General features: G+C 57.4%; 2 protein-coding genes. Both read right to left on the bottom strand.

What is annotated here, in order from left to right; all coding sequences use genetic code 11:
* Nucleotides 1–96 precede the first annotated feature (96 nt).
* The gene (locus Enr13x_RS05640) at nt 97–3,495 is read right to left on the bottom strand and encodes a serine/threonine-protein kinase (protein ID WP_145385111.1); all 3,399 of its coding nucleotides are present in this window, start codon (nt 3,493–3,495) and stop codon (nt 97–99) included.
* A gap of 431 nt (nt 3,496–3,926) precedes the next feature.
* The gene (locus tag Enr13x_RS05635; RefSeq protein WP_197455814.1) at nt 3,927–16,028 is read right to left on the bottom strand and encodes a PKD domain-containing protein; all 12,102 of its coding nucleotides are present in this window, start codon (nt 16,026–16,028) and stop codon (nt 3,927–3,929) included.
* Between the last annotated feature and the right edge of the window lie 178 nt (nt 16,029–16,206).

Genomic DNA, 16,206 nt, shown 5'->3' with positions numbered 1-16,206 from the left:
CGTTTCACTCGTGAAACGCAAGCTGGAAGCTTACGCCACTCTGTTGCCGGCCGTCAAAGCTTCGATCGTCCACCTGCCAGCAGGGCAACGCATTGCTCAGCGCGACGAATCGGCTTGGTCATCGGAATCGGCGATCGCTTGTTCGGCGCGCCGACGCAGCGTCAACAACTCGCTGCGTCCCGGGCACTGCGACTCCATCAATTCGATGGCTTTGCCGAGCGTCACCGATGCCCTTTCCGGATTGCCGGTTTGCTGAAGCGCGATGGCCAGTACAAACAGGTCGAAGGGGGACGGCTGGTTTCGCAACTGGGCGGCCGCTTCGGCCTCTTCCAGGGCCTGGTTGCCATCGCCACCGGCCAGATAGGCCGCGGCCAACGAATAACGGAAATCGGGATTCAGTTCATCCTGATCGCGCAGCTCACGGGCCAATCCAATGGCACGTTGGGCGTCGCGAATTTGGTCGGCGGCACACTCCGTGAGGACGCGGATCAACGCACGTCGGTACTTTGGCGAATCGGGCATGGCCTCTCGAAGACGCAGCGTCTGTTGATAATGTGGCATTGCCGCAATCAGTTTGTCTTCGGCGGCGAGCAATTCGGCGAGATAAAAATGGCACCATGCGAGTGCGTCGCGGTAGCGAACCTGTGTATTCCCGGCGTCGACGACATCCGTCAACTCGTCGATGACGTCGCCCAGCAGCGAACGAGCTTCTGTCGTTTTGCCCTGCAAGCTCTTCGTCCTGGCCAGTCCCATGCGACTGATTGCAACGTCACCCCGATATCGAATCAGATCGGGGAAGTCTTCGCTCAGCCAGGTGAATTCTTCGATCCCGCCGGCGAACGCCATTTCCGCCATGCCGTGCTCGTTGAGATCCCTCAGAACCATCGCCAACATCACCAGACATTGCGCCTTGGCTTCGCGATAGACCGCGACTTGGGGATAGGTTTCCGACAGCGAGATCAGTTCCGACACCGCTTGGTCCAAATGAACTTTCGCATCGCGACTGCGAGAGGACAGGTGAAGCATTTGGGCGATGTTCACCCGCCCGGTAGCCACACTTTGCCGATACTTGGGCATTCCCGGACGCTGATTGAGCAGAGAAAGGTAATCCTCGACCGACGCCTGATAGGCGTCGAGCGGCCCGTCCTCATCGCCCGACAACCGCAATGAATTTCCCAACAGCACGCGAGTGAGCGCCAAACCTTCTCGGTAGGAAATCTGTTCGGGGGCTTCGGCGATCAGTCGTTTGAATTCCGATTCGGCATCGCGCAGCCGCTTGGCCGCTTGTTGATCGTCGCCGGTGACTTGCAAGAGTTGTCCGATTTCGCGTTCGCACATCGCCAGCCCTTCACGAGCCCGAAGATCGCCGGGTGCTTCGGCACGAATCCGAGCAAAGCCTGTTTCCGCGGCGCCAAACATCTCGGCGGCTTCACCGATTCGATCGACCTGAACCAACAGTTCGGCGTAGTTGTACTGTGCACCGGCCAGATCGATCTGGGCGTTGCGTTGAACACTCGGATCGGCATGCGGTCGATCGAAAGCGTCGACCGCTTGCTGGAAGAACTGTTCGGCGTTCGTTGCCTTTCCGATCGACATGGACAACAGCGCTCGACGAACCCAAACGTTTGCCAAGTCGATGTCCCAACTCGTGTCGTCGGGATGTTGTTGTTTCAGCACCTCCAAGTTTTTCTCGGCAATCTGATAATGCCGGTCGGCTGCATCATGTTCGTGCATCGTGCGGCGCAGATCAGCCAATCGGATCCGCGTGCGCGCCGCCTCGCGACGCAATTGCGGATCGTCTCCATCGATTTGCAACAGCTCTTCGTAATCCTCCGCCGCGGACTGCAATAGGCCTGCCCGCACCGCGCTGGTGGCCGGAAAGACGGCCAGCACCTCGCTCACGCCGGACAGCGAACGGTCGATCGCGTCTTGGGCACGCCGGAATTGTTGCAGCGCGAGTTTTTTGGCGGCTTGCTCTGCCTGGAAGGACTCGGTCGCCAGCACGCGTGCTTGTTGTTCCTTTCGCAACGACTCGGCGACATGATTCTTGGCGTTCGTTGTCACCGCAGCGATCGTGAACCCGGCCACGGACGCGACCAGCAAGACGCCTGCCATCGCAAGGCTCAAGGTTCGATGATGACGGAACCACCGCGACGCTTTTTCGAGTGTCGTGTCTTGATAAGCCGAAACAGGTTCATCGGCCAGCCAACATTGGATGTCGCCGGCAAGTGCTTCGGCGGATTGGTAGCGTTCACTTCGCGATCGAGCCATCGCTTTGGCGCAGATCGCATCGAGCGCCCGGGGCGCGGTCGGAACGACCGAACGGACCGTTGGCGTGGGAAACACACGAATGCGACGCAACAAGTCGTGGGCGGTGTCTTTGGTATCGGCCGGGCGCGTTGTTTCGTGCGGCGATTTCCCGGTCAGCATCGCGAACAGGATCGCCCCTAATCCATAGATGTCCGTCAACTCGTCATTCAAACTCACCCGCCCGGCGGCCTGCTCGGGCGACATGTAGGCGGGTGTTCCCAGCGCTTGTCCTTCCCGCGTGAAGCTGACGGAATCCTCGTCGTCGAACTCAACCTGGCCCATGTCCACGTCGTCTCGGGGTGCTTCATCAAGCTTCTTGGCCAACCCCCAATCGACCACAATCACTTCGCCAAAGTCGCCCAACATGATGTTGCTGGGTTTGAGGTCGCGGTGGATGATGCGACGCGAGTGGGCGTAACCGATCCCATGACAAATCGACACAAAGATGCCCAGCAAGGTCCGCAACTCCAGGGCATCGATTTCCGCGGGCGGCCGGCGACGGTTGGCACTCCGCAGGTGGTCGCCGAGTGTTTTGCCACGCAGAAAACGCATGGTGTAAAACGGCTGGTCTTCCTGAGCGGGCGAAAGTTCGTAGACCGGAACAATGTTCGGGTGCTCGAGTTGACCGGTGATTTGAGCTTCGCGAATCAGTTTCTTGTATCGAGCCTTTGTCTGACGTTTGCCCGGCAAGACCTCTTTCAACGCGACTTCCCGATTGAGGATCGAATCGCGCGCCAGCCAGACACACCCCAGGCCACCGCGACCGTGCTCGCGCGTCAACCTGTATCGGTTGAGCGTGCGGGGCTTCAACTCGATCGTCTCGAACAAGTCAGAATCTCCGCCTTCATCGCCTGTGGCTCCCTCGGAGGATCGAGTCGCATCGTCGGAATGATCGATGGTGCCCGGCGAGGGAGTGTCGATCGTTTCCTCGTGACTGCCTCTGGCGGTCTTGGAATGGACCGCCGTGTCTTTGCCGAGGGATGTCGATGGGGTGCCCAAGAGTCGATCAATTTCGCATTCGATCTCCGCTTGCTGCTCCGCCGTCAGGATCGACTGCTCACGCAACATCTCGACCAACCGCTGGCCGGAACTCTCCTCCAGTTGCCGGCCCAGTTCCTCAAGATGCTCCGTGTCGATCACCCCCATTCGCACGGCAAGGACAACGAACAAGAACTCACGTTTCACGTTCACGAGGACACCAAACCGTACGAAAATTTCGACGAAACCGGGGCTGGGAGTATAGCGGCAGTTCCCCCCAATGGGTATCCGCTGCCCGACTCAGAAAGCTCGTTGTGGCGACTGACGTGTCATCGCCTTAAAACCCTGGGGAGGATGGCAGAAAAATGAGGGGCAGAAACACAACAGCGCAGCGGTCAGCTTCCTCCGATCACCCGGCGCATTTTCTTGTCACCCATTTTCTTGTCTTTCATCTCCAATCACCATTTTTTTGCCCGCCATTTTTCTGCCACCTCCGCTGTTTGATCGCCCAAATCGATGAGTTCCGAAGGCGCAGAGATGCCACGCGCTACATGCCCCCTGCGGATCTGCAATTAATTACCGCTGGAAGCTGAAAGTTTGATTTAGATGGAGGATGCTCTACGAATGATCTTGAGGACTTAGAACAAACTGCCTGGCTCGTCCCACTCCGGCTCTTCGTCGTCATCCCCGCCCGCCAAAGCTTGGTCGACACTGCCGATCCAAGCCGCATCAACCGCAAGCTGTTTTGCGGACGGTGTTGCTCGGGATGAATTGCCATAGGCGATTCGATTGATGACCATCAGGGCATCGCTAGGAGTAATGAGACCGTCTCCGTTGACGTCGAATTGATCGTCACCGTCGATCCCCGTCCACTCGGCGTCGCGTCCGATCAGGCTGAGGCGGTTGATGATCATTAAAGCATCAAGCGCCGATCCGCTGCCGTCACCGTTGACATCGATCCACCACACCCATTGGGGCTGGTAACCTCCTTCGATGAACTCATTTTCCCCTTTCTTGTCGAGAAGCTTGTCTTGCTCGTTGTCATCTTTGATGCCTTCGAGTGCGAGAATCGTCTCCGGTAGAGCTTTGTCGTTCCACGACGACAGCGCGTCATCCACTTTGTCGACGATGGAGACGAGGGACTCATCGGCAGCCATGTGATCGCCGATCAACAAATCGTCATCGAGACCTCCATGGATCACATCACGGTCAAATCCGCCGATCAACAGGTCGTTGCCCGCACGTCCCTGAACGTTGTCCATTCCTTCGCCTCCGATCAACGCATCGCCTGCGTCGCCGCCGTGGATTTGATCGCGCCCCGCACCTGCAAAGACGATCTGCCGGATCGCAATCGAGGTCTCAGAGTTCCTGTTTCCACTTCCACCAAACTCGCCTTGATAGTGGTCGTTTCCGTCACACAAGAAGGCGACGATTCGATCAATCGAGGACACGGTAAAGGTCTCCTTGATTCTCGATTTGTCGGATGAATCTTGATTCAGTTTGACGTCGACGGTCAATGCATCGGTGCGATCGTCGTATTTGAATGCGACCTTGTCTCGTCCATCGGTCCCGATGATGAACAGCGTTCCGTCGACCAGCCCAACGCCTTGGATGACCGCGGCGGTGGTTGCCACTTCCGACTCGCCGGTGTCGTCGTCCGTCACCGTCACGGTGATTTCGTAGATTCCGCCGCTGGCGTATTCGTGGCGGCTTTCAAACGTACGATCACTTGGGTCAACATCGACGATTTCAGAATCGCTTCCGTCTCCCCAGTCGATGACGGCTCTGTGCGTGTCTTCGGTGCCAACATCGGCGACCGTTCCAGAGACCGAAACAACGTTGTCATCGCTCTTGGCTTTCAGCGAGCTTGCGTCGCTGGTGAAAGCGGCCACTTCGGGGTTGACGTTAAAGACGTCGACGCCAGTCTCTGCGCTGTCATCGGCCGCGGAGTTGGCAACGGTGACAGAGATGTTGTAGGGATCCAGGGGTGTATGGGTGGGATTGTCATCGAGATACGTGTGTGGGATCTCAACCTCTCTTTCACCACCCGTCAAGAACACCTCGCTGGAGTTTCCGTCGCCCCAGAGTACGTTGACCTTGTGGGTCTGATTCGGGTCAACATCTTCGAAAAGCACCGTCAGTGTGAACTCCTGATTCTCCAGGATCGGGTCGGTTGTCAGGACGATGTCGGTGATCTCGGGAATGGACAGATACCGAACGGTGGTGGAAACCACCTCGCTGACGCCACCATCATCATCGGTGACGCGAAGTGCGACGTCGAAAATTTGTCCGGGGAATGCACCGGCCGCGCCAAAGATCGGCGTCGGTCCAGTCGCGTCGTCGAATACGCCGTCATCGTTGAAATCCCATTCAAATGTGAAGGTGTCTTCGAGGCTTTGATCCGTTGCGGTACCTGACAATTGGATCTGTGTCGCGGGGATCAAAATTTGATACGGGCCTCCGGCTTCAGCGATCGGGGGAATGTTGACGATGCGCACGGTCGTCGATCCTGCATTCTGGGTGAGCCCGTCTTCGTCGATCAGGTCGACGTTTATGACCGTGTCAACAACGCCGGGGAAGGGAGGGTCGTCGACGTAGGTGTGCGAGACGACACGTGAAAGGTCGGCGACCTGTTGTGCGGTCAATTCCGTCGACGTGCCGTCACCCCAGCGGATGATGTAGGTGGACACCGTATCGGTGATGGCGGGATCAATGACCGACCCCAATGTCAACGAGTATTCGGTGCTCTCCTCGATCGCTGGTGGGCCGTCGATTTCGATCGAAGGCGGCTGATTGATCACAGTGATGGTCAAGGAAGCGGGGTACTCCTGATTCGCGTCGTCGATGGCGAACGCTTCGACTGTCAATTCGCTTCCATCCCCGTCCCGGAACACATGCGGTACGGTCACGACGGTCGATGCTTGGTCGAGGACCACCGTTTCAGCCTCGCTACCGTCATTCCACTCGATCCGCCAGCGGACGATGCTGCTGTTGGTACCCTCGACACCCGGGTCGAGCGTGACAAAGAATGGAGTTCCTTCGATGGCCGTCTTCGTACCGCCGCTGATTCGTGGAGTCGGGGCGGTGTTGGTGACTTCACCGATCAACACATTGGTCGGATGCTCACCGTCTTCATCGATCATCACCGCGGTGATCTGCAAAGGAGCGATTTCCGCGTTGTAGACGAACCGAACATTGCGCAGTGGGTTTTCCGGATCGTTGGGATACGAGACGGGTGTCATCGGTCCGTTTCCATCCCAATCGATAATCCACTCGGTTGTGGTGTCTTCGCCCGGGTCGTGGTTGGTGAGAATCAGTTGCAACGGTTGACCTTCGGCGACCGAGAAAAGGTCTGAACCAGGCGAAACCAGTAACTCAGGCGGCACCGAAATCATCGGTGCGGCGACATTGCTCACTTCGACCGGGATGGATGCGGTGCCCGGATAGGTTCCGTCTTCATCGGTCGCACTGACGGTGACCTGGTAAAAGCCGCCCGGCTCGGTGGCGCTGTCATCGACATATTGGTGGGCCGCCGAACGGATGTCGCCGATGATCGTTTCCACGTTTCCGTCACCCCAGTCGATCGTCCACTCGGTGATGGTGTCGTCTCCGGGATCGTTGATCGCGTCGACACCGAGCGTATAAACTTGGCCCTCGTCGATCGGTGACGTTCCGGCTGTGGTGACGATGGTCGGGTCGACCGGATTGACGGTGACCGTCAACGTTTCGGTCGCGGGAAGACTGCTGCCGTCATCTTCCAAAACGATGGCGCTGAGGGTGTAGGTTCCGTCGTCTTTGTACGTGTGGGTGAACTGCGTTGATGTGATCTCCGCAATCGTTCCGTCGCCGAAATCAACCAGCCACGAAACCGGAGTGGTTGTTCCGCCGGACGCCACCAGCGTGTACTTCCCCGTCGCACCTTCATCTAAGATTGTGTTGCCTTCGATCTTTCTTTCACGTGGCGGAATCTCGTTGACGAGGACGTTGGTCGTCACCGCCGCATAGGGTCCGCCGTCCTCGTCGAAAGCGGTCGCCGTGATGGTCTTGGTGCCGAAGCTGTCATAGACATGCGTAACGACGCCGGCATCGATGAAGTAGATGTCATCGACGGTGCCGTCGCTTTCCCAATCGATTTCCCAACGCTCAATCGTATCGTCGCCGGGATCGGCTGATCCGAGCGTCAGGCTGACCGACTCGAATTGGTCGATCGTGCCGGGGCTGACGCTGGCCGACAGGACAGGATCCGCGTTAGTGACCACAATCGATTCAATCGCAATCGTGCGAAGTCCGGACGTGACCACTTCGACCGCGACCGGGTAGACGCCGTCGTCGTCGATTCCGAGTTCTTGCAATTCGGACCAGTCCAGTGCGAAAGAGCTTCCGATTCGATCGCCAAAGACCCCATCGCCGTCGAGGTCCCATTGATAATCGCTTTCGGCAAACGTCACGCCCTCAGCGGATGCGGTGGTGGACAAATCCACCGAGTTCCCTTCCGCGATGCTTTCGGGGGTCACCGTGATCGACGCGGACAAATCGGCAAGTTCCCCCAGGTCCTCGATCTCTTCCCACTTCACGAGTACTTGACCATCGACACTGATCTGCCCGCTCGGCGTGGTCAGATTCGTCGCGGGACTTGGATCGAAGCTGAGATCACCGACGACGTATGTCAACGTATCTCCGATCGGCGGTGCATCTTCAGACAATGGGCTCGCGCCGTTGATCGAGACGGTCGCATTGTCATTCGTGATTTGCAATCCTGGCAAATTGACGTCGATTGCGTCGTCGCCCTCACCGAGTTCGATGGACGTCGTTGCACCTGAAACCGAACGCAGGCTGACGAAGTCGTTCCCGTCACCGGTGTCGAGCGTCAATGAACTCGGTTGGCTGGCAATCGAGATTTCGTCATTTCCCCCGAAGGTCCGGATCGTCAACGGGATGTTGCCGGTCCCGGAAGATCTGACAATGTCGGTGAAATCGCCAGCTGGGGTCGATTCGTTCGAAGCAACTTCCAGGGAGCCAAAGTTTCCGTCAAACCCGACGCGGTAACTGGATGTGTTGGTGGCGAAACCAGGCAAAACTTGAATTGCCGTCCATCCGTTGGGACTGGTAACGTACAGCAAGTCAGCAATGTAGTCTTGTTCGGACAAGTCAAAGGTCAACGAGGTCATTTCCTCGATTCCCTTGGCATCGTCAAAGCTTCCGATGCCCTGGGTGATCCGCTGCGCGAATGCCAAGCGACCGCTGGAGGGATCACGTGAGTAGGCGATGATGGTTCCGTCAGAGGAACCGGCAAACACGAATCGGTCGCCTCTGCTGGAGACGATGTCGACGATGTCCGACAGCGAGCCGGCCCCGCCCGAGCCACCCGAAGCGGTTTGCAGGAGCGTCAATTTCCCCTCGGCATCGATGCTGTAGACGTTCAGCACACCGTCGCGTGTGCCTGCATACAATCGATTGCCAATCCGCTTGACGCTGGTCGCATTGGGTAGTGGTGCGAATTGAGCGGCGGAGCCGACGGCGCTTTGCAATCGCGTGGCGATTCCGCCGCTAGAACCATCGAGTGCCACGAAGAGAAAATCAGAGTTGGGATCGACGAAGATTTCCGTCGCCTGCGAAAGTGATGCGGATCCCGAATTGGCCGTCAGAAAACCTGTCGTGGTGTCCCGGCTCCACGATTTGACGGTATCGTGCGAACCGGCCCAGAGCGTTGTGCCGTCGGGGCTCAGTTGGAGTGTACGAGCGCCGCTGAAGTCAGCAAACGCTTCGAATGTCGTCTGAAAGTCGAGGTCGCCCGTGTTTCGGTCACGCTGGAAAAGTTGGATTCCGCTATCCACTGCGACATACAAGTGCTTGTCGTCTGCGAGCACGAGGTCCACCGCGGAGTCGAGCTGCTTGTCACGCAAAAGGTTGGATTCCCAATCGTCGGGAGTCAGAATGCTTCGCGGATTGAATTCTCCCGCGGTCTTCTTCGACCTTGTAAATTCGACCAGGTAGCCCCCTTGGGGACCCGTGGCAATGCCGTAGGCGCTGCCCCGTCCGGGACGTGACGTGGTGAATACCAATTTCTTCAGCGAGTTGGCTTCAAAGGTCGGCGGCTCACCATCAGTGATAACCTGAATGGCTTCTAACGCGGATGAAAAGACGGTGATCTCATTGTCGGCCGTCGGCGCGATGAATCGGCGGGTTTGAGGGTCTCGGGCAAGCGAGTCGGTGTCGATGGAGTTCAAAACATTGACGTTTGAAGTCGCGATCGGCAGAGGGGAGTCCGTTAAGTCTCCATTTGCATCCACAAATCGCCCATCTTTGTCTCCGCCTGCGACCAGTTGATAAGTCTTAATTGTCGCATTGTCGTTGATGTAAATCTCCGACCCGTCGGCGTTGAACTCCACATCCTTGGACTCGAATTGGGTGTCGGTGCGGGGCAAACTCACCTTTTGGATCAATTGCAAATCGCCGCCTCCGCCCACTCGCTGAGTGACGTAGATGGTCTCAGGTTCGACGAGATAAACTTTTCGAGGTTGGTTATTTCGAACGGGCTGGATCTCGATTTTAGCGTCTGACCCGCTGCTGCGTGTTTCAAAGCTTTTAAAGGGGCCATCGACGATCGAATCGTCTCCCCCGGCCCTGATCGAATACCGATAGACCTCCAGATGAGGTCCGACGAGGGTGAGGACAAACAGGTCGTCACTGTCGTCCGTATCCATAACAGAATCGATCGGTGTCCCTTGAATCCGACCTCCCACATATCGGCCCTTGGTTAATTTGCCGGGTTCCGAGCCATGGGGGTCCCGGTCGAAACGATACACACGCGTGTCACCACCGGATAGTACGTCGATATCTTCAATGGTGAGGAAGACCCATTCTTCGGCGACTTGAATGTCTACAATCTCGATCCTTCCAGCTGGTGCCGCTTGAGTTCCTGCTGGAAACGAGTCGATTGTCTCGACGAGGCTTAGTACCCCTGTCGACACGTTTCGTTCAAAGATCGCAATCTGGTTGATGCTTGACTTGCTGTCGCTGGGGTCTAATGAATTTCCGGTGACGTACAGAAAACGTCCGCTAGGATCGAATACCGCATCGGCGTTCACATTGAAAGGTACGTTCGTCGAACCTGACGGGAGCAATAGATTGGGGCTGCTAACGACGTCAAAGGTTGTGATTTGACTCCCCTCGACGACATAGGCGTGTCTGTCCGGATTGCCGGTAGCGATTGGAGCTCGCGGGAACAAGACATGGAATGGTCCATCGAGTGTCGGCGTGACCGGATACTCCAGGGTGATGACGGGATCTTCCTGGCTGATGTCCGAGGACGCCGCTTCGAATACGAGAACATCGCTTCCCTGTAAAACTTCGACCAGATCGTCTTCGATCCGAAACGTCTTCGTCGACTCGGAGGTGTCAATCACCTTGAGCGTATCTTGGGACTCGGCTGCGGTGGAGCCCAGGAACTCGACTCGACCGATACCGGATATGTTTTCAATCAACGAACCGTCAAGCCCCGAGATCGTGACATCTCGATCCTTGACGGAAAAGTCCAAGGCGTTCTCATTGTCTCGGTTATCAATCCACAGACTATCGGCGGTGACTCGAAGCAAACCGACCTCGCCAAATTCGGTTCGGATTGCAGCCGCGGCACTGTCGATGTCCATGAACACCTGCTCGGCAGTGATCGTTGACGTGGCCTTCAGTCTGTCAACAATGATGGTGTCATCGTCTCCGTTGCCGCCAATGATTCTTGTTTCTGGTGACGGGGCGTCGACACGCAATCGATCGTCGCCATCGCCTAAAGTTATCGTGATTGTTTCCAGGCTGTTGCCGAACAGCGTCACATCAGCGGCGCCGAAGCCGCTGAGCCGGTTTGCCCGGAGCAAGGCGTCCATTGGGGCGATCCGACCGCTGCGGTCGATCACCAACTCGTCGTCGTCACCCCCCGCATTCAGCTCCACCTCGGCCGCATTGGCAATCAAGTGGAAGATGTCTTCTCCGGCACCTGCGGAGATCGAAACGGGAACGTTGACACCGTCGATGATGATCGAGTCGTCACCCTCGCCCAGGCGGTAGTCAGCGATCGTCTCGATACCGGCAAAGGTGGTACTCTCAGTTGGAAATTCGCTCGATTCGATCAGTGACGCGGCGGAGTAGTTGCCCAAGCCGAGGGTTGTTGTGATACCGTCGATTCCCAGTCCGAAAATCTCAACGCCCAAATCGACCGTTAACTCATCGTCTCCGTCCCCACCGCTGACCAGAGTGTCTCCATAGCCGGAGATCAATTTGTCGTCGTCGTCACCACCGAGCAGGGAATCGGCACCGCCACCGCCGATGAGGGTGTCTTCGCCGGGGCCGCCGACGAGTGTTTCATCGCCGTCGCCGCCGGTGATTTCGTCGTCATCTTCGCCACCGTCGAGTGTCCCTCCGTCGCCGGCTCCAGTGATGGTGTCATCGCCATCGCCGCCGTCCACGTTGGTGCCGACCAGGAAATCATCCCAGACCGATCCGATCACGGTATCGCCTTCGTTACGATCGGGTTGCGGGATGAGATCGCCCTGGTCGGTAACTTGGGGGCGGCCCACGTCGTCAAGTTCATAGCCGTAAATGAACCCTCCGGAGTCGGTGTTTGCACCTGCGTCGATCGTATCGGCCCCGGGGCTTGAGATGACCAGATTGGAACCCGTGCCCGTGACAACGAGGTCTTCGCCGGCGCCGGGGTCAATGAAGTCGCTGCCATCGCCCCCGTAAATCTCATCGCCCTTGTCGCCGCCGAACAGCGTGTCGCCGCCGCCTGCCCCCTCGATCCGGGCCGGCAGCGAATCGACACCCGAGAGGTCAAGGACGTCGGCGTTGGGGCCACCGGTAACGACGATTCGTGAGGCATTGCCGATCGGCAGAGAGGTTTCCGCTCCAAATCCGGTCACAACAATCCAATCCCCGTCTTCTTCGACGCTGATTACCGCCGGGCCATCTTCATCGCTGACATCACCATCGCGACGATCGGAGGCATAGGGCCCGGTGTGAATCCGAATCACATGCTCGCCATTCTCGAATCGCGGACTCGCCAGGATCGGGTTGAGATCGTCCAGGCAATCGAGATCGAATCCGACGCCTTCCAACAGATCTTTGAAAAGCCCCTTTTTGATGTTCAGGTTGATGTCGGCAACGTCGCTGATCCTCAGATCGACGTCGGTTTTGAGGCCGAAGAACTCCACCTCGACCTTGATCCCGGCATCCAGGCTGGCCGACGCGTCGACCAGGCAGAAGACCTTCGATGCATCTCCATCGGTTTGGCTTTGTATTTCATCCAGTCGCAGCGCGCCGTCTTCGTTCGGATCGAGCAAATCCAATTGAACGCCTCCGCTCAGATTGGCCTTCACGCTGCCGGACGCCAGCTCGACATCGATCTTTGCCGTGGCACTGGCATCGATATCGATTTCGACTTCGTTCCCGTCTCGATTTCGAATGTAGATTCCGTCGAGGAGGTCATCCCACACGGGATCATCACCACGGCGAATGGCGTCCACCATTTTGCTTAATCCGACTGTGTCGTAGACCAGTCCCAGTTGCGTGAAGACACTGGCATCGACGTCGCCATTCAGGTCAGCGACCCCGACGTCGATATTAATGTCCTTACCAAAGGTGACGTCGAGGGTCGGGACATTCAAGCTGACCAGATCCGCGGGATCATCGGCGGTGACACCGCTGAGCAGTTTCACAAAGTTGGTGGGTCGAATGAAATCAAACCTTAACCCACCGGACGTCTCCGTGATTGCTTCGTAAGTGTTGATGAATTGGCTCGCCTCGGTGGCGGTGGCCGAGTCGATGGCGGAAGCAACGGAGCAGGGCGCGAGGGTACGAGAGGAGGCGCCCTGCGGCTGGAAATATTCAAAGCATCCCAGTGCAAGCACGGGTTTTTCGCCCAAATCGGCCAGGATGCGTCCAAGGGGCGAATTCGGGTCCAACAAATCGACCACGTTGCCCAACGCTCTTCGGAAATGGCGGATGAGGTCCTCGTTCGCGCCACCGGCCAAGTCAAAAATCGTCTCGGGAAAGGATGCTCCGCGAATGTTATTCAGGTCGCTGAGAATTGGCAACGAAGTGCCCAGTAAGTTACTACCACCGAGTCCACCGACAAACACAGAAATCGGGCCCAAGGCGGTCTCGGCGAATTGCGCGATCGGTTTGATGAACGTTTCGATCAGTCCCCCCGAGTCGATCGTGACGTTTTCAAAACGCAGGTTCTCGAGTTCGTTGGTGAAGCGTTTTTCCCCCGCTTCGTCATCGTTCGGATCGGGATTGGTCGGGTTTTGGAACTTTGCCGAAGCGGTTGCGTCGAGCACAAAGTCGAATTCGATTTTGGGGAGCAAGAACCCTTCGCCGATCAATGGAATACTGGGAATCGAGCCGCCGGCCTGGTCAATCAACCCATTCAGGTCAGCCGTCGTATGCAGTTTCAAGGCTACCGATGCTTCCGCTTCGGGCTGGAAACGGTCCGTGATCTTTTTTTTGGCAGCTTGGATTTCCGCCCTCGTCACACGGTCGAGTGCGCGTTGGTCGGTTGGATTGGCCCTCTGGTTGGGCAACGTCCAGTTCGGGTCGTCGATGTCGACGGTGAATGCGATGGAAATTTTGGACTGGTCGGTTGACGCATAGTCGATATCCAATGTTGGTCCCGGGTTGTTCGCGTCTCCGCGCGAGGTCAAAACGAAAAACCCGTCATCATCGATTTCGACGTCGATCGTACCGTAGGTTCCCTGTTGGCTGATCGCTTGGTTGACGGAGTCCCGGAACAGGGTTTCCAAGCTGTTCTGGTTCAGCTGATCACGCAGGGTGTCGAGGTTTCGATTTTGTTCTTCGCCGATCGAAATCAGGATCCGTTCTTCGGGCATTCCGTCCGGACTGCCGTTGTTGAGTACCAACACGAACTCGGTGTCTTGCCTCAACACGCCGCTCGCCGGTGCAGCCGCTCCGGCTCTCAACTGGTAGCGACCGGGTGTGGTTTCGCTGCTGGCGGTCGTGAATCCTTCCTCATCAAATGACGAAGCGTCAAACCCGAGCGCCGCGCTTCGCCCGTCGTCGAACTGTCCGAACGGGCCGGGGCTGGACAGGCTGCCGAGGTTGCTTTCGGAAAAGCCAAGTTCACCACCGCCGATGATCGTCATGGAGGAGATCTGCGGAAGCTCGGCGCTCAGTACGATCGATGGCGTCGTGGGCTGATCCGGATTCGTAAAGCCATTGATCCGTCCGAAGTCAAGTGAGACCGTAACGGGCGCGAACGCGTTCTGCCCGTCACCGCCTGTGGTTTCCGCGTTGAATTTCCCGGCCAATTGACTGATCAGCTCGGATTGCAGTTCGGCGAGCAAAGTGGCCGGATTACTGAAAGTCTTGCTGATGACTGCCTCGATCGGCTCGGTCCCGCCCGCGTCGATGACCAGCGTAAAGTCCACCTCCGTCTCCACGCCGGTGAATTCAAATCCTTCCTCAGCAGTGATGTCGACGGCGAAGGGGATTCCGTCTTCGACCTGCGCCGCAAGCAAACCGATCGTCGCGTCAGCTTTCAGACCGGCGTCAGTACTGAGCACATCATTACCATCACCATCTTTTGCCGGGGCCGATTTGATGTCGATCGATGCGCGAAACTCTTCGACCGGTGAGCCCGTCACGTCGACGGCGCCTGAGTTGACGTAGAAGTAGTCCAGGTCAAAAGCTTGATCGGTTCCGTAGAGCTGGCTCAGACCGAAGCCGTAACGCAAGTCCCAACGTAGATCGAAACGCAATCCGTCCGACGCGTCGACGCTTAGCCCCAGTGCCTCCAAACCGGGCAACGCAGCCGCGGAACCGAGATCGAGTTCGAAGGGCAGATCCTGGATCGTGCGTTGGCCGAGTTGAAAATCGAACTGCACCCAACTGGTGCCCGAGTCGGGAATGCCATCGCCATTGCCGTCCGGACCATCAAGGTCATCGGCGCCATAACTGAGCAGGATGTCACTGGCCGAAATATCGGTCCCCGCGTCCGGACTGTCGATCAAGATTGGTTCCAGAATGGTGAACATCGCGTTCTGAAAGTCTGCGACCAAATTCACGCTGGTCGATGTAAAAACCGTTTCGACCAAATCGGAAAGCTCGGTTCGAATTTCCTCGATTTCGCTCAGCAACGGCTCGACAGCGTCGCTCAGTTGTCCTCCCACGATCGGTACGCCCGAGATCTCATCAACGGCGGTCTGAATGCCGGTGATGATTTCGCTGAAGGTGTCGTCAAATCCGTCTTTGATTTGGCCGACTAAACCATCCCGCTCTTCATTGTCGATGTTTTGCAAGAACTCCAACAGCTCATTCGGCGGATCGTCGTTGACGATCGTCCCGGTCGCCCGGGTATCTTCCTCGCTGGCAAAGGTCACCTCACCAATCACCGAGGTGAATCGGACCTCCAATCGCTCGTCGCCTTCGATTTCAACATCGTTGTTGACCGTGATCGTCAACGTTTCATTCAGCGAACCGGAGGGAATCGTGATGGTACTGAACGCAGGAACGACGAAATCTTCCCCAGCGGTGGCCAGTCCCCGCTGTCCCGCCGAAAGCTCGTCCTCGCCGGCCGCAAAAATCTCGAAGCCGATGATCAGCTCTTCGCTGGTGTCGCCTCCCCGGATAATCTCAAACTGAAGTTCGGCCGGTGCCCCACCCGGATTGCCCTCGTCGACCATCGCGTTACCGATCGACAGCGAGGCGGCGAGCAGGTTTCGGGCCTCCAAACGTTCGGATTGTGGACGAAACCGTCGGGATTTCCTGGCAGAACGTGCCTTCGGAGGCGAAGGGCGACGGCGAAGTTTGCGTGAACGCATGTTACAGGACCGGCGGTTTTTCGGTGTTGATCTAAAGTCGCTATTAACCCACACGCGAACGGATGCTCCCCATTCACCCCCTGACTAG

Source organism: Stieleria neptunia (assembly GCF_007754155.1).
In the GTDB taxonomy this organism is placed as follows: Bacteria; Planctomycetota; Planctomycetia; order Pirellulales; family Pirellulaceae; genus Stieleria; species Stieleria neptunia.
Note: the sequence above shows the minus strand (reverse complement) of the source record. Positions and strands in the feature narration are given on the sequence as shown.